Source organism: Lactobacillus sp. WILCCON 0149, from assembly GCF_057197965.1.
The window spans coordinates 1,277,312-1,295,484 of sequence record NZ_JBUBHO010000001.1; the positions used below are offsets into that span (position 1 = coordinate 1,277,312).

Annotated in this window: 17 protein-coding genes; 7 read left to right on the forward strand and 10 right to left on the reverse strand. The window is 50.1% G+C overall.

Translation table 11 applies throughout. The features are described from left to right. Positions 1-138: 138 nt before the first annotated feature. The 6 genes from ACYVUV_RS05880 to ACYVUV_RS05905 all read right to left on the reverse strand — a co-directional run bounded on the left by ACYVUV_RS05880 (position 139) and on the right by ACYVUV_RS05905 (position 5,157). Complete coding sequence (locus tag ACYVUV_RS05880) at positions 139-744, reverse strand: BRCT domain-containing protein (RefSeq protein ID WP_439776182.1); 606 nt, start codon at positions 742-744, stop codon at positions 139-141. A gap of 174 nt (positions 745-918) precedes the next feature. Continuing rightward, complete coding sequence (locus tag ACYVUV_RS05885) at positions 919-1,701, reverse strand: ATP-grasp domain-containing protein (RefSeq protein ID WP_439776181.1); 783 nt, start codon at positions 1,699-1,701, stop codon at positions 919-921. A 55-nt stretch (positions 1,702-1,756) separates the two neighbouring features. Next, positions 1,757-1,927 carry a hypothetical protein gene (locus ACYVUV_RS05890; RefSeq protein WP_439776180.1) on the reverse strand — a complete coding sequence of 57 codons (171 nt, stop codon included), beginning with the start codon at positions 1,925-1,927 and terminating at the stop codon, positions 1,757-1,759. A 133-nt stretch (positions 1,928-2,060) separates the two neighbouring features. Continuing rightward, positions 2,061-2,639 carry a tetratricopeptide repeat protein gene (locus ACYVUV_RS05895; protein ID WP_439776179.1) on the reverse strand — a complete coding sequence of 193 codons (579 nt, stop codon included), beginning with the start codon at positions 2,637-2,639 and terminating at the stop codon, positions 2,061-2,063. 24 nt (positions 2,640-2,663) lie between these two features. Then, the gene (locus tag ACYVUV_RS05900) at positions 2,664-3,869 is read right to left on the reverse strand and encodes a DUF2325 domain-containing protein (protein ID WP_484499178.1); all 1,206 of its coding nucleotides are present in this window, start codon (positions 3,867-3,869) and stop codon (positions 2,664-2,666) included. Positions 3,870-4,008: 139 nt separating this feature from the next. Next, positions 4,009-5,157, reverse strand: a complete 1,149-nt coding sequence (locus tag ACYVUV_RS05905; RefSeq protein WP_439776177.1) for a glycerate kinase family protein — start codon at positions 5,155-5,157, stop codon at positions 4,009-4,011. A 108-nt stretch (positions 5,158-5,265) separates the two neighbouring features. Here ACYVUV_RS05905 and xerS point away from each other — a divergent pair, with 108 nt between their 5' ends. After that, positions 5,266-6,342, forward strand: coding sequence for a tyrosine recombinase XerS (gene xerS, locus ACYVUV_RS05910; protein ID WP_484499179.1), 1,077 nt, complete (start codon positions 5,266-5,268; stop codon positions 6,340-6,342). A 58-nt stretch (positions 6,343-6,400) separates the two neighbouring features. Here the strand turns inward: xerS and ACYVUV_RS05915 are convergent, their stop codons facing one another. Together ACYVUV_RS05915 and ACYVUV_RS05920 are read right to left on the reverse strand one after the other, a co-directional pair. Continuing rightward, positions 6,401-7,684: a dihydroorotase gene (locus tag ACYVUV_RS05915; protein ID WP_439776175.1), complete on the reverse strand. Its 1,284-nt coding sequence runs from the start codon at positions 7,682-7,684 to the stop codon at positions 6,401-6,403. Then, a complete protein-coding gene (locus tag ACYVUV_RS05920; protein ID WP_439776174.1) occupies positions 7,684-8,694 on the reverse strand; it encodes an aspartate carbamoyltransferase catalytic subunit in 1,011 nt (336 codons plus the stop codon). The genes ACYVUV_RS05915 and ACYVUV_RS05920 overlap by 1 nt, the downstream gene beginning before the upstream one ends. A gap of 403 nt (positions 8,695-9,097) precedes the next feature. Between ACYVUV_RS05920 and ACYVUV_RS05925 the strand changes: the two genes are divergently transcribed. After that, positions 9,098-9,616 carry a nitroreductase family protein gene (locus ACYVUV_RS05925; protein ID WP_439776173.1) on the forward strand — a complete coding sequence of 173 codons (519 nt, stop codon included), beginning with the start codon at positions 9,098-9,100 and terminating at the stop codon, positions 9,614-9,616. Between the two features lie 55 nt (positions 9,617-9,671). Here the strand turns inward: ACYVUV_RS05925 and ACYVUV_RS05930 are convergent, their stop codons facing one another. Next, a complete protein-coding gene (locus ACYVUV_RS05930; RefSeq protein ID WP_439776172.1) occupies positions 9,672-10,238 on the reverse strand; it encodes a TetR/AcrR family transcriptional regulator in 567 nt (188 codons plus the stop codon). Between the two features lie 116 nt (positions 10,239-10,354). Here ACYVUV_RS05930 and ACYVUV_RS05935 point away from each other — a divergent pair, with 116 nt between their 5' ends. Both ACYVUV_RS05935 and ACYVUV_RS05940 read left to right on the forward strand, forming a co-directional pair. After that, positions 10,355-11,056, forward strand: coding sequence for an ABC transporter ATP-binding protein (locus ACYVUV_RS05935; RefSeq protein ID WP_439776171.1), 702 nt, complete (start codon positions 10,355-10,357; stop codon positions 11,054-11,056). Positions 11,057-11,061: 5 nt separating this feature from the next. Then, positions 11,062-13,698 carry an FtsX-like permease family protein gene (locus ACYVUV_RS05940; RefSeq protein ID WP_439776170.1) on the forward strand — a complete coding sequence of 879 codons (2,637 nt, stop codon included), beginning with the start codon at positions 11,062-11,064 and terminating at the stop codon, positions 13,696-13,698. 65 nt (positions 13,699-13,763) lie between these two features. Here ACYVUV_RS05940 and ACYVUV_RS05945 read toward each other — a convergent pair whose 3' ends face one another. Next, on the reverse strand, positions 13,764-14,387 hold the full coding sequence (locus ACYVUV_RS05945; RefSeq protein ID WP_439776169.1) for a histidine phosphatase family protein: 624 nt from the start codon (positions 14,385-14,387) through the stop codon (positions 13,764-13,766). Positions 14,388-14,720: 333 nt separating this feature from the next. On the opposite strand from ACYVUV_RS05945, the gene serC reads away from it, so the two are divergent. From serC to ACYVUV_RS05960, 3 genes are all read left to right on the forward strand, one after another. After that, entirely contained in the window at positions 14,721-15,803 is a 1,083-nt protein-coding gene (serC, locus tag ACYVUV_RS05950; protein ID WP_439776168.1) for a 3-phosphoserine/phosphohydroxythreonine transaminase, read from the forward strand. 19 nt (positions 15,804-15,822) lie between these two features. After that, positions 15,823-16,995, forward strand: coding sequence for a phosphoglycerate dehydrogenase (locus tag ACYVUV_RS05955; protein WP_484499180.1), 1,173 nt, complete (start codon positions 15,823-15,825; stop codon positions 16,993-16,995). Between the two features lie 217 nt (positions 16,996-17,212). Beyond that, positions 17,213-18,124, forward strand: a complete 912-nt coding sequence (locus tag ACYVUV_RS05960; RefSeq protein ID WP_439774680.1) for an EamA family transporter — start codon at positions 17,213-17,215, stop codon at positions 18,122-18,124. The last annotated feature ends 49 nt before the right edge of the window (positions 18,125-18,173 follow it).

Sequence of the window (18,173 nt, forward strand, 5' to 3'; positions counted from 1 at the left end):
CCTTGAAGCACTGATCCTTATATGTGAGTAATGTCTTTGCCGCATGCTTTCCCGCCTCAAAAATAGTATCTAAGCCATATTTTACCATCTTAGATTACATTGAGCGGTGCAATTGAGCGCATATTTTTTCAAAAATACCTATTTCACCAAATTCAGCTTTTTGTTAGCCGCGACGATCTTCTCCTTCAAGAATACGGCAAGAGGCTCATCCAGACTGTAGTCACCGCAAATCACATGAGTAAGAGACTTCATGTCACTTGTTTCACCTTCCTCTTCTCCCTTTCCGTTAATGATGATCACAGGGCATTGGCCAGGCAAAATAAGATCAGGGTATTTAGTGCTACGGAATTGGTGAACAACCTTTACCGCCTTGCTGCCATATGGATTAAAGCCGCACAAGATTACCGCTCCGCAATCTTCATCGAAGTAATCTTCACCGATCAGTCTGAACATCGTCATGTCCATCTTAGACGTGCAATAACGGCCAAGGAGGCCAAGATTGTCGCTTTCTTTTGCCATCCGCAACGAGTAAAAGTGCTTCTTCTCATCTTCATCCAGCACAACAACTTGGGCAAGCGGGCCATTAACCTGATCTTGCTCACATCCTGCCGTGTTCAGCAGCACCTGAGACATTTTCACGTCTGGGAAAAGAGCCTGGAGCACCCACATGGCAGTTTCATCATTCTTGAAGACCGTGCAAAACACTTCGTCATTGCTCATCCCTTGGTAATTAGTATTTTCCATATTATATTTTTCCTTTGCTCATATAGCAACCACAAGATTTTTTCTCAGCAAGTTAATTTAAGCACTTTCAAGAAATCCCGCAAAGTCCTGCTTTTTCGGAAAGGAAAAGCCCGCGCAAACGCGCAGGCTAAGCAACCAAAGCAAAAAGCAATTTACTTTCTTCGTCAGAATCTGTCAAAAATGGTATTCGTCTTCCCGCTCAAAAATTTGGCTCCATCTCGCGGAAATGAACTTTGCGTAGAGCAAGCTTGGCAGGCCGTAGCATCCCAGCGCGTATGCGTCATTTGCTTCAACCATCCTGCTCTGTCCGTCTTTGCAGTAGCAAATATCGACGCTGCAGGCAGCTGGACGGTCTGGCCACTTTCTGAATTCTGTCATTAGCTCATCCAAAAATTCTACGTCATAGTGATAACGATAACCCTGGTAATTAAGGTCCGATACCGAGCCGTATGGCCGAACGTCAATAATCCGGTCATACATGATGAAGCAGCGCCATTCGGCAAGAATGTCTATTGGCTCGCTTACCAAGATCTCGTAGTCTTCCATTGAATTGCCGCAGCCGATTAAATCGGCTGTATTTCGGATGATTTTCCCGGTAAAAGCCTTATCCTTAACCGGCTTGATAAAGTAGCCTGCCGACCACTTTTTCTCATCGCTGGAAAAACTGTTTATCGTATCCCGCCAAATCTTTCTCTTTAACAATGGCTTCAATCTTTCCGGATAGCAGTCCATATAAGTTGGATGACCGAATTTTTTAAAGATCCATTGGCATTGCTCGATATAGTCTAGCACTATGTCCTCTGGGCAAATTTTTTCCTCAATTTCGTCTATAAAGTGATATGGCACGATCTCCGCGCCTAATTCCCGGAAACCATACATCGCTGTAGCGATATTAATACTGTGCGGCACATCAAGATTCATTTCCTTGTCGCGCCTAACCCTCATCCAAACTTTCATTGCCATCTCCATTTTTCATAAAAAAACGCCTCCCGGATTTCCAGGAAGCGTTCCCCTACATTACGCCAATCAAAAGCAAACTAATCAGCAGGGCCAAAGTAAAGCAGATACCGATCAGCCAGCCCAGGATCTTAAAAGATACCTTGAGCAAAAAAGCGGCGATCGCCACCGGCACGGCCACAATAGTTAAAAATATCAGTAAGATCAAAAAAGATATCGTAAACATGATAATTCCCCCAACTTGTGCTCTATCCCCTAAATACAAGTTAAAGGTAACCCAAGCCGGCGCGGCCTGTCAACCTTCTTGCTCTCAGCGGATGCTTCTGCCCAGCTTTCCCCAGGCAGCTGCCTCAAAAAAATTAAGAAAACATCTCTTCTACTATCTCATCATGCAGCTTGTTGATCCGCTGGCTGGTCTTTTGCCAGTTGTACTCGCCATGCTGCTTGTTCCGGTAGGCGTAAAGCTGGGCCTCATTGATATACTTCAAGGCCAGGTCCCAGCGTTGCTCTGTCCCCCAGCCTCTGGCATAGCACAGGGCCAGGCGGTAGTCAATCTCAGCAATCAAGTCTTCGTCGCCTTCCTGCAAGACGCTTTCCGCCATGCTGTAATACTGAAAGGCAATCTGGTCGTTTCTCTTTACAAAATTGCCAAAACGGAAAGCATCCCCCAGCTTATAGAAGGCATTTGGATTGCCAGCCAAAGACGCTTGCGTAAAGTAGTAAAAAGCCTGCTCCTGGTCGGCTTCACCAACCCGGCCAAAGGCATAGATGTAGCCTAAATTGCACATGGCCTGGGAATTGCCGTAGTCAGCTGCCTTCTTATAGCACTCAAGGGCTAGTTCATAGTCCCCCTGCCGGTAGGCTACCGCCCCCCGGTCCAGCCAGGTCGCGCCAATTTTATCCATCTCAACGAATTTATCTTTATCCGAAAATGCCATCTTTACCGCCAACCTTTCTAAAAATTAACTAAGAGCCAGCTCCTTGACCGGATACGCGATCGGCTGAGTGGAAGTCTCATAAGCCGGCAAGCCGTGCATGGCGCGGTAGATCGCCCGCTCAATTGAAGACAGGCCCGCCGAATCCGCGATTGCCAGCCGCTTGGCATACTTGCGCAGGGCCTTGCTGGTTGAGTGCTTGTTCAAGTTCTGCACCATGACCGTTACGTCAGCCCGCTTCAGCGCGTGCTTGTAAAAAGATTCCGTATCAGAAAACTTAAAGGCATCAATCACCTTGCAGCGTCCGTGGTGCTCACCAACCATCTTTTGAATCTCCTGGCTGCGGAGCTCATTACCGATGACCACCGCCACGCTGCGGCCATGCAGGTCAAAATTCAAGGTCGATACGCTCTCATCTTTGTCCTTGTCTTCTTTTTCGCTCTTGGCCTTCTTTTCAGCCGGTTTTTCCTTCTTTGGACCTGCTTTTCCCTTAGTCTGGCTGACCCAACGGACGATCATGTTGCTGGGGCTGTTCTTATACCAGGCTAAATCGACGATGTCGCCTTCATGGACAAATCCTGTCTCGGTTTGCCCGGCATCAATGATCGCCGGCACCTCATAGCGGTCAATGCCCGCGCAATCGCTTAATCTCTCGCCCATGGCGCTGTGGCTGACGTACAAGTCGCCAGCGGCATCTCTTTCCACGACCCCATATGACAAAGTCGCGATATTAGACGGCAAATTGCCTGCTTCCACGATCCGAACCACCCGGGGCGGCTGGCAGCTCGGGTCCAGTTCAACCAGGTCGCCATTTTCAACATTCAGATTTTTGACAGACAGCTCATTGATCTCGCTGACCAGGTCCCCTTGTTCGGTATAAAAACTCCCGCCTTTCAGCGCCCGGGAGAAGCGGCAGAGCTTGTGGCCAGCACTGATTTGGTAAGGGATGCTGGCTGTTGGCTCTTCATGGCGGATAATCTTGACTTGCTTTCTGTCCTCTGCTTCTGCTAAGTCCCCGCCGCTGTCCGCCTCTTCGATGGCGTCTGAATCATCAGAATAATCTTCCTCATCGCTTGCTTCGTCTTCCTCATTATCATCATCAAGATCGACTCTGGCCAGGGCCAGGAGGTTTTCAATCGCGACTGCTCCCAAGCGCAGGGAAGTACTGCTGTCATCCAAAGCATCTAGGATGTTCTGTACTTGCTCACGATAGTCTAAATAGTATTCTTTCATCTTTTTATACCCTTTCATTTTTGAATTCGCATTCCACGTCTATTCTTATTATCGCAATCTTTTGAAAAAATGACAGGGCATATGCGAAAAAAATTGGGGAAAAGGGCAAAAAATGCTCTTTTCCCTTAACAGTAAGCCTTTACTGTAAATTTGTTTTTGCGGCCTTGATCACCCGGGCTACATTTTCACTGGTCCGGGCTAAATTTTTCCCTCCGCCAGCCAGAGCTTCCGGCAAGCTGCAGACACCAGGCAGGATGCCAAAAATTGCCGTAAAGCCAGCATCATACAAGCTGTCAATTCCGTCTCCGACCTGGCCGGCCAAAGCAAAGACGGGGATGCCAAACTTCTTGGCAACCTGGGCCACGGCATATGGAGTCTTGCCAAACTTGGTCTGGAAATCAATTCCGCCTTCACCAGTAAAGACGTAGTCAGCATCCCGCATCTTTTCAGCTAAATGGCTTTCCTCAATCACAATCTGGGCACCGGCTTTCATCTGGCACTTGCTGAAGGCCAAAAAGCCTGCGCCAAGGCCGCCGGCTGCCCCGCTGCCTGGCAAATTTTCAATATCTTTCCCAACTTGCTCCTTGATCACAGCCGCGTAATGGTGGAGATTAGCATCAAGCTTTTGGACCATCTCCTTGTCAGCTCCTTTTTGCGGGCCGAATACCGCCGAAGCTCCGTTTGGTCCAGTCAAAGGATTGGTCACGTCGCTGGCCAGGATAATCTCTGCTTCTTTTAAGCGGAGATCCAAGCCGCTGGCATCAATTTTGGCTAGCTCCCCTAAACTTCCTCCGCCAAAGGGCAAGTCTTTGCCATTTTTATCTAAAAACTTGACCCCCAAAGCCTGGGCCAGACCAGCTCCGCCGTCATTAGTCGCGCTGCCGCCCAAGCCCACGATAACCTTTTTGACGCCCCGCTTTAACGCGTCAAGCACCAGCTCCCCGGTCCCAAAAGTGGTCGCCGTCATTGGATTCCGGTCCTTTTTCTCAACCAGGCCCAGGCCACTGGCCGCGGCTGTCTCGATCACCGCGCATTTTCCGTCATTGATCAGTCCGTAGCTGGCCAAGACCCTTTTGCCGTCTGGGCCGGTAACCTCCTTTGCAACTTTTTCACCAGGTACACAGGACAATATTGCATCTACCGTTCCTTCCCCGCCATCCGCCATGGGAACCTGGACTACTTCGGCATCTGGAAAGACCCGCTTGATCCCCTCGGCTATAGCCTGGCAGGCCGCTTTGGCTGACAGGCTTTCCTTGAAACTGTCGCTGGCTGTAATAAACTTGAGCATTTTTCTGCCCCTTTCATTTTTTCAATATTCAGCTCTATTTTAGCGCTTCTCGCTGGATTATCAGTATAATTAAATGAAAAGAGTTTTGGATAAAGAATAAGGAGCCCTATGGAAACCAAGAAATACCTCTCCCTCATCGACCGGGAAATGGCCCAGATGCCGGACTTCGTCAAGGAATACCAGCTGGAAACCCGCCACTCTCTGACCACCAGCTACCAGTACCTGACCGAAATCCGCCGCTTTTTCTCCTGGCTGATCTCTGAAAATTTAACCCAGGCCGAAAGTCCCAGCCAAGTTAAGCCAAGCGACCTGGAAAAATTGAGCCGCAGCGACGTCATGCTCTACTTGGACAAGCTGGAGCACAGCAAGAACAAGCAGGGCCACCTCAACTCCCCGACAACCGTCAACCGGTCCCTCAACGCCCTCAGATCCTTATACAAGTACCTGACGATCACGGCTGACAGCAACAATGGCGGGCCTTATTTTGACCGCAATGTCATGCTCAAGATCAACTCGCTTCCTTATACAAGCACCTTGAACTACCGGGCCCATGCCCTGGAAGCCCATATGTATACTGGCGACTTAAAATACCAGTTCATGGACTTTTTAGACCAAAAATTTGCTGGTCTCTGCAGTGGGCGCGCTCTTTCCTCTTTTAAGCAAAACAAGGAACGGGACATGGCCGTTATCGCCTTGATCTTAGGCACCGGGATCCGGGTTTCTGAATGCGCCGGCGTTGACATGAAAGACCTCAACTTAAAAGAGGCAACTTTAGACGTCACCCGGAAAGGCGGGCAAAGAGACTCAGTGCCGGTTGCTGACTGGACCCTGCCCTACCTGAAAAAGTACCTGGCAATCCGGGCTGACCGCTACCAGGCCCCAAACAATAACAAGGCCTTTTTCTTAACCAGCTACCACCAGGAATGCCGGCGGATGACGACCAATGCCATTGAGAAAATGGTTGGCAAGTATTCAGCCGCCTTTGGCCACCCCCTCACCCCCCACAAACTCCGCCACACGGTTGCTTCTGAACTCTACCAAGCGACCAAAGACCAGGTCATGGTGGCCCAGCAGCTGGGGCAAAAAGGTACCTCAGCCACTGACCTCTACACCCACGTTGACCAAAGAGAACAGCGGGCCGCCCTCAATGCCAGCGCCAAACAAAACAAGTCCTCCTCTGATTAGAGAAGGACTTATTTTCGTCTTTTGCTAGTTATTTTCTTCTATGGTAAAAATTTTATTTTTAGTCAGCCAGGTGCTTGTTCTTGTAAACCAGCTTGCCGCTGACAAAAGTCAAGGCAGTCATGCCGTAGACTTCCTGGCCGGTGAAAGGAGTGTTGACCCCCTTGGACAGGTAGTCTTCCTCGGCAATCTTTTCGGCGTGATCCAGGTCAAAGACGGCCAGGTCAGCTTCCTTGCCCGGAGCCAGGACACCAGCGTCAAGGCCAAAGAGCTTGGCTGGCTGGTAGCTCATCAGATCTAGAAGCAGACTCAGATCCATCTGTCCGCTCTTGACAAACTTGGTGTACAGGCAGGCAAAAGCCGTTTCGTTGCCGATGATCCCGAAGGCGGCCTTCCGCATATCGCCGGCCTTTTCTTCCCGGCTGTGCGGGGCGTGGTCGGTCGCGATCAAGTCGATCGTCCCGTCCAGCATCCCTTCAATCAAGGCAAACTGGTCTTCCTTTGACCGCAGAGGCGGGTTCATCTTGTAGTAGCCGTTGTTGCCGTCGATCTCCTCTTCGCTCAAAAGCAGGTGGTGAGGAGCAGCTTCAGCGGTGACGTTGATCCCGTATTCCTTGGCGATCCGGATCAGTTCCACGCTCTCCTTGGTGGAAACGTGGCAGGCGTGGTAGTGAACGCCGGTAGCTTGGGCCAAAACCAGGTCTCTGGCCAGCTGGGCTGATTCACTGACCCCCAGGATGCCTGGCAGTCCGAGTTCTTCAGCCTTCTTGCCGGCATTCATCACCCCGTGATGGTAAAGGGAGTCATCTTGAATGTGCTCGCAGATGGCCAGGCCAACCTTGGCTGCTTCTTGCATTGCTTCGTACATGGTACCGGCTTGCTGGATGCCATGGCCATCATTGCTGAAGGCAAAAGCTCCTGCTTCTTTCAAGGCAGCCATGTCAACGACTTCGTCACTGGTCAGATCTTTGGTAATAGCCCCGTATTGCTTCAAGTGCACGCAGCTGTTGGCTTCGTTTAAAGCAACTTGCTTTTCAAAAGTTTCCAGGTTATCTGGCACCGGGTCAACATTTGGCATGGTGCAGACCGTGGTGAAACCGCCCCGGGCTGCTGCTTCAGACCCGGTCTTGATGGTTTCCTTGTAGGTAAAGCCAGGTTCTCTGTAGTGTTCGTGGATGTCCACCAGACCAGCTGTCAAAAGTTTGCCCTTTAAGTCGTAGACTTCAGCACCCTCTTCCGGCAAGTCCAGACCGACCGCCTGGATCTTGCTGCCGGAAAGCAAGACGTCTTCTTTGGTGAATTCGCCTTCTTGGTAAACCAGACCGTTTTTCAGCAAAATGGCCATTATTCAAGGCCTCCCAACTTGCGGCCGCGCAAAACGGCTTCGATCATGGCCATTCTGACAAAGACCCCGTTGTGCATTTGCACAGCGTAGCGTGACTTAGGTGCTTCAACCAGGTCGCCGTCCCATTCAACCCCGCGGTTGATTGGACCCGGGTGCATGATGATGGCGTCATCCTTAAGCATGTCGTAGCGGCGTTGGTTTAAGCCATAAGCAGCGTTGTAGTCCTTGGCGTCAAAAAGCTGTTCAGTCTTGGCTTCTTCCCCGTTGTGGCGTTCGTGCTGAACTCTGAGCAGCATCAAGACGTCAAGTTCTGGAATTTCATCGTCAATATTCTTGACATAAGTGCCGTACTTGCTGAATTCTTCAGCGTCGTACCAGTATTCTGGACCTGAGAAGTAGACTTCAGCGCCCAGGGTGTTCAAGATTTCCATGTTTGACCGGGCAACCCGGGAGTTGGTCAAGTCGCCCACGATCATGATCTTCAAGCCGTCGAAGTGGCCGAATTCGTTGTAGATGGTCATCATGTCCAGCATGCTTTGGGATGGGTGCTGGCCGGAGCCGTCACCAGCGTTGACCAAGCCCATTTGCAGGTGCTGGCCTTCCTTTGGGTGGATGATTTCGTTGTAGTAGGCGTTTTCCGGGTGTCTGATGACGCTGAGTTCGATGCCCAGGGAAGCCATAGTCAGTTCAGTGTCATAGAGGTTTTCCCCCTTGTTGACTGAAGAGTGGGATGGGTCAAATGGGATAACCGTAAGGCCCAGCCGCCTTTCAGCAACTTCAAAGCTGGTGTGAGTCCGGGTTGAGTTTTCAAAGAACATGTTGGTGCAGAAGATTGGCCGGCTCAAGGCTGGTACTTCCCCGCCGTTCTTGAAGTATTGGGCTCTTTGCAGCAGGTGCAATACGTCATCGGCGCTCAATTGTTCAACACTGACAAAGTATGGCAGGCGAAGCAAGTTATCTTGCTTGTCTTCAGTTGCGACAACGACTTGGTTTTCGGTAACAGTGGTCATGATGATTTGGCATCCTTTCGAAAATAACTTAAGCAAAAAGACCATTTTAAACACTCAGTCTCCGTGTCTAAAATGGTCTCTCAAAGTCTGCTTAAACTGCCCGGGAAGCTTTCTCCCCGGCCTTCTTGCCAATCCGAATGTTTGCCAAGAAATCTTTGTTTATGTCTGAAATTTGAGCTGCCTTCTTAGCCTCACGGGACTAAATTTAAAGGTCATTCATATGTTTCCTTAACTATAAAGACTTTTGCCAGGCAAGTCAAGCCTTTTTAACAAAAAAGCAGGTAATTTTTTAAAAGGCAAAGTTTAAAACTATTTTCAACCGCTTTCGCACGTGTTTGCGGTATAATCTACCTAAGGAATCGACAGACATGTGTTTTGTTAGACTGACAGGAGGAATTCATCCATGAAGTTTACGAAATTGTTGAAAACACGCAAATCCGTCCGGACTTATTCGGGCAAGCCTGCTGGCAAGAAGCAGGTAAAGAAGATCATTGAAGCAGCTGAACTGGCGCCAGTTGCCCGCGGCTTATACGAAAATTACCAGCTGACGGTCATTTCTGACCCGAAGATTTTGAAGGAGATCGACCAGGAAGCCGCCATGATGTTCGGCGACTTGGAATCCCATCCCTTGTACGGGGTACCAACCTTGATCCTTGTTTCCGCAAAAGAGCGGGATGAAATGGCCTATGCCAGTGCCGGCATTATTGCCCACAACATGGTTCTGGCCGCTGAAAACAAGGGCCTGGGGGCCTGCTACCTCTTTGGCGCGGCAGCTGCTCTGGCTGCTCACCCGGAAACAGTCGTCAAGCTTGACCTGCCAACTGGCTTTTTGCCGATCTGCGGGGTCGGCGTCGGGGAAACTGAAGAAGAATTGACCATCCGCGACCAGAAGATGGACCGGATCGGGATCAACGAAATTTAACCGGCGAAAGCTGAACTAACAAAGCGCGAGAGGGCAAACTGCCTGCTCGCGCTTTTTATTTGATGATTTCTTCTGGTGAAAGGCGCCGGTAGCGGTCCAGAATCTGGCTGATTTCTTCCGGGCTCTCCTGCATCCCCCGCTGCACCCACAAGGTAAAGATCGTGGCCAGGCCACCAAAAACCAAGCGGCTGGCATAGGGCTGCTTGATGGCCGGGTGGGCCAGGTTGGCCCGGCGTTTAGCGAAAACATCAGCCATGACTTCCTGCAGCCGGTACTCTGTCCGCTGGACCAGATCACTTTTAAAAAAGACCGTGACCAGGTCTTCATTCTCTTTAATATAATCCAGCAGGCGCAGGATGCTCTCTGTTGAAAAAAGCTCTGCGCCTTCCCCGCTATCGCTTTCTTTCAGCAGCTCTTGAATGCCGGCAAAAAAGTCAGCCTCCGTCTGCCGGAGCAGGTCTTCCTTATCCAGATAGTTCAAGTAGAAAGTCCCACGGTTGATCCCGGCTTTTTGGCAGAGCTGGCTGATGGTCAGCTGCTGAAAACCGCTGACTGGCACCAAGTCAATCAAGGCCTGGCGGATCTTGGCCTTGCTGGCCGTTTTTCTGCTCTTTTTTGGCAATTGAAACCTCCAAAAGAAAAAATCCTTAAATCAACAGATTGTTTATTTTTGCTCATTAATTTTAGCTGATTTTTGTGTAAACTGCTAGTCAGACACATCAGAAAAAGGAGGACATTATGGCACTCATTGAAGTGAAGCATAACACGAAAACCTATCAGTCCGGTGACACGACGGTTTACGCCAACCGGGACATCAATTTTGCAATCGAAAAAGGCGAGCTGGTCATCATCCTGGGCAGCTCCGGGGCCGGCAAGTCGACCTTGCTCAACATCCTTGGCGGGATGGACACCAACACCAGCGGTGACGTCATCGTCAACGGGCAAAATATCGCCAATTACAATGCCAAGCAGCTGACTGCCTACCGGCGGACCAACATCGGCTTCGTCTTCCAGTTCTACAACCTGATTCCAAATTTAACGGCCAAGGAAAATGTCGAACTGGCTTCTGAAATCGTCAAGGACGCCATGGATCCGGTCGAAGCCTTGACTGCCGTTGGCCTGGAAAAAAGAGTCAACAACTTCCCGGCCCAACTCTCCGGCGGTGAGCAGCAGCGGGTGGCCATTGCCCGGGCAGTTGCCAAAAAGCCGGCGCTCTTGCTCTGCGATGAGCCAACCGGTGCCCTTGACTACCACACCGGCAAGCAGGTCCTTAAGATCCTGCAGGAAATGAGCACGGTCCACGGGTCAACGGTCGTGATCGTCACCCACAACTCTGCCCTGGCCCCGATCGGCAACCAGGTCCTGCACATCCACGACGGCCAGATCGTCAAACAGGAAAGAAATGACCACCCGGCCGATATTTCCTCGATTGAGTGGTGATCATCATGAAAAAGAAAATGCTTTGGAAAGATGCCGGCCAGGCCATTACTCACTCTTTTGGCCGCTGGATCGCCATCCTGCTCTTAATGGCCGTCAGCGCCTTTGCCCTCATTGGCTTGAAAATGACAGGCCCCGACATGCGGCAGACCGCGACCAGCTTTTTTGACAAATATGAATTAGCCGACGTTTCCGTCATGTCAAACTATGGCCTGGACAAGACCGACCGGAAAATTATCAAAAATCAGTCCGGAGTCAAAGAGGCAGCTTTTGGCTACCTGCAAGACAGCCGGGTTTCCGGTAAAAATACTGACCTCAGAATCTATTCAATCAGTTCTAAAGTCTCAGCCAGCCAGTTAGTCAGCGGCCGGCATCCCAAGAAGAACAATGAAATTGCCCTCAGCTACCTGCTGAAAGGCAAATACAAGCTGGGCCAGACGATCAGCTTGAAAACGCCGGGCAATTTGAAAGAAAAGAAATTCAAAATCACTGGTTTTATCAGGTCCAGTGAAAGCATCGACCGGACTAATATCGGCCAAACTACGGTAGGCGACGGGCAGCTGGACGGAGTGGCTGAAGTTGCCAAAAGTGCTTTTAAGCAAAACACCCCTTATGCCATCGCCCGCATTCGCTACAAGAAAACGGCAAGCATGTATGCCTACTCCAGCAAGTACCGCAATTACGTTGCGGATAAGCAGGAGCAGCTGAAAAAGGAGCTGAAGAAGCATGGCAAGAAGCGCTACAGCAGCTCAAAAAACAAATTACAAGAACAGGAAGACAAATTATCTTCTGCCAAGAAGAAACTTCTGGCAGCCCAGAAGCAGCTGAAAACGCAAGCTGCCGCCCTTCCTGCCGCCGGCCAAGCCTTGGTCAAGCAGCAAGAAAAGAAACTGACCAAACAAGCAAGTCAACTGGCTAAGCAGGAAAAGCAGTTAACAGAAGCCAAGCAAAGCTTAAAGCAAACTGGCAAGGTTGTTTACACGGTAAGTGACCGGTCCAGCAACCCTGGCTACGCGGTCTTTCAATCCAACTCTGAAAGAGTTGACATCTTGGCCAATGTCTTCCCGGTCCTCCTCTTTGCCATCGCGGCTCTGGTTTCTTTAACCACCATGACCCGCTTTGTCGAAGAAGAAAGAATCAGCATCGGGACTTTCAAGGCCCTGGGCTACTCCAACCGGGACGCGGCACTCAAGTTCGTCCTCTTCTCAGCTTCAGCCAGCCTGCTTGGCGTTGGCATCGGGGCAGCGGGCGGCTACACCTTCTTGCCGAAGATGATCTTTGAGGCCTACGCCGCCAACTCCACCATCAGCAATTGCCAGCTCCTCTTCAACTGGCAGATCTTGCTTGTAACAATTGTCATCGCCCTGGCCTGCACCACTGGCGCCGCCTTAATCGTCTTAAGACGGGACCTGGCTGAAAAACCCGCCTCTCTTCTTTTGCCAAAGCCACCGAAAAACGGGTCGCGGATCCTTTTGGAACGCTTCACCCCCCTTTGGAAACGAATGAGCTTCAACTACAAGGTTACCATGCGTAACCTCTTCCGCTACAAGAGCCGTGCCTTCATGACCATCTTCGGTGTGGCGGGCTGCTGCGGGCTCTTGGTCATGGGCTTTGGGATCCAGGACTCCTTAAACGGGATCAGCGAGATTGAATACAGCCGGATCATCACTTACGACCTGATCGCGGTTAAAAAGACTGCTTTGACTAACAAGCAAAAAGATAAGCTGGATTCTGCTTTGGCCAGCTCTTCTGTAAAAAAGCACACTTCTGTTCACTTTGAGGAATTGACCAAAAAGGCCGGAAGCGACGATACAGACCAGTCTATCTCTTTAGTCGTGCCTACTTCCGGGCAATCTTTATCCGGCTACATCAGCTTAAATAACCGGGCAAGCGGACAAAAGCTGACTTTAAAGGGCAGCGGCGCGGTTATTTCTGAAAAACTGGCCAAGCTGCTTAATGCCAAAGTCGGCAGCTACATCAAATTGAAGGATAGTGACGGCGACTACCATAAGATCAAGGTGACCGGGATCTGCGAGATGTACATCGGCCACTATGTCTTCATGAGCAAATCTGCCTACAAGCAGGCTTTTGGTGAAAAAGCCACGGCTAATGCCCAGCTGATTACTTTGAAAAAAGGCCAGTCTCTTTCCAAGTACTCCAGAAAGCTGATGAAGACTGGAGCAATCAAGGGGATCAACCAAAACACGAGCAACAAGGAAACCATTGATAACATCATGGGCAGCTTGAACAAGGTCATGATCATCTTGATCGGCATGGCCACCCTCCTGGCTCTGGTCGTTATTTACAACCTGTCTAACATCAATGTTGAAGAAAGAATCAGAGAACTGTCGACCATCAAGGTGCTCGGCTTCTTTGACAAGGAAACCACCCTCTACATCTACCGGGAAACGATCATTCTCTCCATTATCGGCATCCTCTGCGGCTACCTGGTTGGGATTGGCCTGCACAGCTTCATTATCAACAGCCTGCCGCCAGACAACGCCATGTTTGACCCGACTATGCTGGCAAGCAACTTCATCTATTCAGCCTTAATTCCAGCCGTGATCACGGCTTTAGTCGCCCTGGTCATGCACAAGAAGATCAAGTCCGTCAACATGCTGGACGCCTTAAAATCTGTCGATTAAGACAAAAACGGAACCAAGTGGTTCCGTTTTTTATATCTCTCAATCTCTATATCTGAAAAATATTGCTAAAAGCCAGTTACTGTCCGATTGTAGTAGACCAGGTGCTGCTTTTGACTGAGTGGATCAACCAGAATTTTAGTCACGGAGCAGTTGTCTGGTTCCAGAATCTGCAGACCCTGGCCGCCAGTAGCGTTAATGGCAAAAGATCTGACCGTGAAGCCGTGGGTCACCACCACGATCTTGTCTTCTGGATACTTCTTGCTGATCTCCTCCACGAATTCTGCCGTCCGCATCTCCACGTGGGCAAAGCTTTCCGCCTTTGGCGCAACTTGCACGTAGTCTTCCGTCACGTCATTAACCAAGGGAGAAAAGCAATTCGGGTATTCAGCCATCAATTCGCTGTTCTTTTGCCCGTCCCAGTCCCCGTAAGAAATCTCCAGCAAGCGGTCGTCTGTTTCAACCGGCAGGCCAGCCTTTTGGTTCAGAATTTCCGCTGTTTGCTTGGTTCTGACCAGGGGTGAGACGAAAAGGCGGTCAAAATTGCTGATATCAAACTGGTCAGCCAGTTTTTGTGCCTGCTCCTTGCCCAGGTCGGTCAAGTAGGTGTTGGGGGTATTGATGGTCCCCTGCTTGAGGCCTGCCTTATTGGCAAAGGTCTGTCCGTGCCGGATAAAGTAGAATGTGGTCATGCGCTTCCTCCATTGTTTGTAGACTTTTTTCTTTGCTAAAAAATATTATACCAAAATTAAAATTTTGTTGACATTTCTAATTTTCGCCTTATAATAAAATTAATCACACGAAAGGAGCGAAAAAATGTTTACTTTACAAAGCAATCAAATGCAAAACAGACTTTTTTCCTCCTCCCAGTCTTCTTCCACTTAAGAAGGCTGCAATTTGTGATGGCCTTCAGCACAGTTTAAAACAGTGAGGCCGAAACAACAACTCCAACATAACATCTCATGGCAAAGGGCACTCACGCAAAGCGGGTGCCCTTTGTTTTTTCAGAAAGGAATTCTTAACTTATGACATGCTACAACTTCGCGGCTGGTCCAGCCATGCTGCCGGTCGAAGTCATTGCCCAAATCAAACGCGACTTGCCAGATTATGCCCACAGCGGCATGAGCGTCATGGAAATCTCCCACCGGTCAGCTCTTTATAAGGATCTCTACGCGGAAACCAAGGCTGACCTTCTGGAACTCATGAAGCTGGACCCGGCAGAATACGATGTCCTCTTCTTGACCGGCGGGGCAACCCAGCAGTTCACCACGATTCCTTTGAACCTGGCCCGCAAGTACCACCGGATCGCGGTCGTGGACAGCGGCCACTGGGCCCAAAGAGCGGCTGAAGACGCGGCTAAGGTGCCAGGCCTCACTGTTGATATCGTAGCTAGTGCCAAGGACAACAATTACACGGCTGTTCCTAAAATTCCGACTGAATTTGACAAAGACTACGACTACCTCCACATTACCACCAACAACACCATCATGGGGACGGCCTACAGAGACGACCAGATTCCTAAAACCGACATCCCCTTGGTAGCCGACGCTTCATCCAATTTCCTGGGCCAGGAATACGACTTCAGCAAGTTCGCTGTCATCTATGCCGGAGCGCAAAAGAACCTGGCTCCTGCCGGCTTGACCGTTTTAGTCATCAGAAAGGACCTTTTGGTTAAGCACGATGACCTGCCAGGGTTCTTCGACTTCGCTACTGAAGCCAAGAAAGAATCAGCCTTGAACACCCCGCCAGTCTTCCAGATTTACGTGGCTGGCCTGGCCCTTAAGTGGCTCAAGGAGAAAGGCGGCGTGGCCGGCATTGAAGCCATCAACCAGGAAAAAGCCAAGCTCCTTTATGACTGCCTGGCTGAGTCCAAGAATTTTAAGAGCAAGGTTGATCCAGACAGCCGGTCAATCATGAACGTGCCTTTTGTCAGCGGTGACCCGGACCTGGACGCGGAATTTGTCAAAGAGGCAAGTGCCCACCAGCTCCTTAACCTGAAGGGCCACCGCTTAGTTGGCGGGATGCGGGCAAGCATCTATAACGCCATGCCGCTGGAAGGGGTAAAGGCCCTCTGCGACTTTATTAAGGATTTTGACGCCAAGCACTAATTTTTTGAAAGGATTCCCCATGTACCAAATTAAAACTTACAATGCCATTGCAAAAGAAGGCTTAGCCGAATTCGGCGACAACTACCGGATCAACCAAACTAACAATCCAGATGCCTACTTGATCAGATCAGTTGACCTCCATGACCACGAATTCCCGAAGAATTTGAAGGCAATCGCCCGCTGCGGGGCCGGCTACAACAACGTGCCTTTAGACAAGGCCCTGGAAAACGGGACTGTGGTCTTCAACACTCCAGGCGGCAATGCCAATGCCGTTAAGGAACTGGTTCTGGCATCTATGATCATCGCCAGCCGGAACATCGTGGCTGCCGCCAACTGGTCAGCTAACGCCAAGCCGGGCGCGGACATCACCCTGCGGACGGAAAAGGAAAAGACCAGCTTCAACGGGACTGAGCTGTTAGGCAAGACGGTAGCCGTAATCGGTTTGGGCCACATCGGCTCACTGGTAGCTAATGCCTGCCTTAACTTGGGGATGAAGGTTGTCGGCTACGACCCATACTTGACTGTTGAAGCCGCATGGCGTTTGTCAGACCATATCAAGCGGGCCACCAGCATCGCTGACGCTGTTAAGGACGCGGACTTTGTCACTGTCCACGTGCCAAAAAACGAAGAGACGACTGGCTTGATCGCTGACGCCAAGATCGCGCAGATGAAGTCAAATACTATCTTGCTCAACTTCGCCCGCCTGGGGATTGTCGACAACAAGGCTGTCGTTGAAGCCTTGGCAGAACACCGCTTGGGCAAGTACTACACCGACTTCAGCGATGCCACGATTTTGCACAACGACGACATCGTGATCATGCCCCACATCGGCGGATCAACGATTGAAGCGGAAATCAACTGTGCCCGGATGGCGGCCAAGGAAACCATTGACTTTTTGGAAACGGGGAACATCACTAATTCAGTCAATCTGCCAAACGTGTCAGCTCCGTTTGAAAGCGACCACCGGATTACTTTGATCCACAAGAACATTCCAAACATGATCGGGCAAATTTCTACTTACCTTGCTGGCCAGGGCATCAACATTGAAAACCTGGTCAACAAGGCCAAGGACAAGTACGCCTACACCATGATCGACATTGATGAGATCGACCAGGCTACCCAAGACGAGGTGGTAGCCAACCTGGAAAAGATCCCTGCTGTCACTCGTGTCAGATTCCTGACCCACAAGTAATAAGCAGGTAAGAAATAACTGAATTTTAAGCTTTTGATTCTCTGAATTTACCTTTAACATGAACCCTGGAAGTTGATTATTGCAATTTCCAGGGTATTTTTTTGACTTTGTTAAAAGATCCTGCCAGCAGTGTGTTAAAATGGACAAGGTTGTTTTCTGAAAAATAAGAAAATAGTAATGGCAGCTATGAAGTAGAGAGAAAGTAAGAAAGTAAAAAATGAAAGCAAATAGCAAGTGGGCAGGACTGGCAGCCGCGGCCTGCATTCTATGGGGCATTTCCGGTCTTTTTGCCAAGGGCCTCTTTAATTTTGACCCCCGCATCACGCCAATTTGGGTAACGCAAATGCGGCAGGTCTGCTCAGGCGTAATCCTTTTAACTGTAGCCCAGCTGACCGGCAAGCATCCCTGGCAGGTGTGGAAAGACAAAAAGAGCGCGGTCCAGCTTCTGGCTTATGCCGTTATCGGCGTTTTGCCCTTCCAGTACTGCTTCTTTTTGGTAGTGGCTCAAGCTAACGCGGCTATCGCGACAGTTATTCAGTTTATCGGTCCCTTCTTCGTCTTGGCCTATCTGACTTTGACCAAGCAGGAAACTTTGCGGCCGATTGACGTCGCGGCCAGCTTGCTGGCTTTTGGCGGTGTCTTTCTCTTATCAACGCATGGCAACATTCACGACCTTAGGATCGCGCCTCTCACCCTGCTTTTTGGTATCATGTCAGCAATTGGGGCAGCGGCCAACAGCTTGCTTCCACAAGCCCTGGTGACCAGGCAGTCGACTATTTCGGTTACTGGCTGGGGCCTGCTTATCTCAGGTTTGATTTTGACGGCGATTCATCCAGTCTGGCCCAGCCTACCGAGTTCACCGACTGTCTATATCAACTTGTCAGTCGTCATCATTATGGGAACTATTATCCCGACCCTTTGGCAAAACCATGCTTTAGGCCATATTTCGGGGATGACGGTCGCATTTATGGATGCCTTTGAACCGATGGCCTCCATGATTGGCTCCATCATTGTCTTTCACTTTCAGCCGCAGATGATGGATTACGCGGCATCTGTGATGATCATTTTTGCCGTCATTGCCCTTAATTGGACCCCGCGCAGCAAAATCAAGGCCCGGGTTGAAAAATAGTCAGATGAAAATAACAGCGTCAGCAGATTTCCCTGCTGGCGCTGTTTTG

Excerpts from the sequence above, each read along its gene's own strand:
- xerS (WP_484499179.1), top strand. The coding sequence starts at position 5,266 with ATGGAAACCAAGAAATACCTCTCCCTCATCGACCGGGAAATGGCCCAG.
- ACYVUV_RS05895 (WP_439776179.1), bottom strand. The coding sequence starts at position 2,639 with ATGGCATTTTCGGATAAAGATAAATTCGTTGAGATGGATAAAATTGGC.
- ACYVUV_RS05955 (WP_484499180.1), top strand. The coding sequence starts at position 15,823 with ATGTACCAAATTAAAACTTACAATGCCATTGCAAAAGAAGGCTTAGCC.
- ACYVUV_RS05905 (WP_439776177.1), bottom strand. The coding sequence starts at position 5,157 with ATGCTCAAGTTTATTACAGCCAGCGACAGTTTCAAGGAAAGCCTGTCA.
- ACYVUV_RS05885 (WP_439776181.1), bottom strand. The coding sequence starts at position 1,701 with ATGAAAGTTTGGATGAGGGTTAGGCGCGACAAGGAAATGAATCTTGAT.
- ACYVUV_RS05935 (WP_439776171.1), top strand. The coding sequence starts at position 10,355 with ATGGCACTCATTGAAGTGAAGCATAACACGAAAACCTATCAGTCCGGT.
- ACYVUV_RS05915 (WP_439776175.1), bottom strand. The coding sequence starts at position 7,684 with ATGGCCATTTTGCTGAAAAACGGTCTGGTTTACCAAGAAGGCGAATTC.
- ACYVUV_RS05890 (WP_439776180.1), bottom strand. The coding sequence starts at position 1,927 with ATGTTTACGATATCTTTTTTGATCTTACTGATATTTTTAACTATTGTG.
- ACYVUV_RS05920 (WP_439776174.1), bottom strand. The coding sequence starts at position 8,694 with ATGACCACTGTTACCGAAAACCAAGTCGTTGTCGCAACTGAAGACAAG.
- ACYVUV_RS05925 (WP_439776173.1), top strand. The coding sequence starts at position 9,098 with ATGAAGTTTACGAAATTGTTGAAAACACGCAAATCCGTCCGGACTTAT.
- serC (WP_439776168.1), top strand. The coding sequence starts at position 14,721 with ATGACATGCTACAACTTCGCGGCTGGTCCAGCCATGCTGCCGGTCGAA.
- ACYVUV_RS05880 (WP_439776182.1), bottom strand. The coding sequence starts at position 744 with ATGGAAAATACTAATTACCAAGGGATGAGCAATGACGAAGTGTTTTGC.
- ACYVUV_RS05945 (WP_439776169.1), bottom strand. The coding sequence starts at position 14,387 with ATGACCACATTCTACTTTATCCGGCACGGACAGACCTTTGCCAATAAG.
- ACYVUV_RS05900 (WP_484499178.1), bottom strand. The coding sequence starts at position 3,869 with ATGAAAGAATACTATTTAGACTATCGTGAGCAAGTACAGAACATCCTA.
- ACYVUV_RS05940 (WP_439776170.1), top strand. The coding sequence starts at position 11,062 with ATGAAAAAGAAAATGCTTTGGAAAGATGCCGGCCAGGCCATTACTCAC.
- ACYVUV_RS05960 (WP_439774680.1), top strand. The coding sequence starts at position 17,213 with ATGAAAGCAAATAGCAAGTGGGCAGGACTGGCAGCCGCGGCCTGCATT.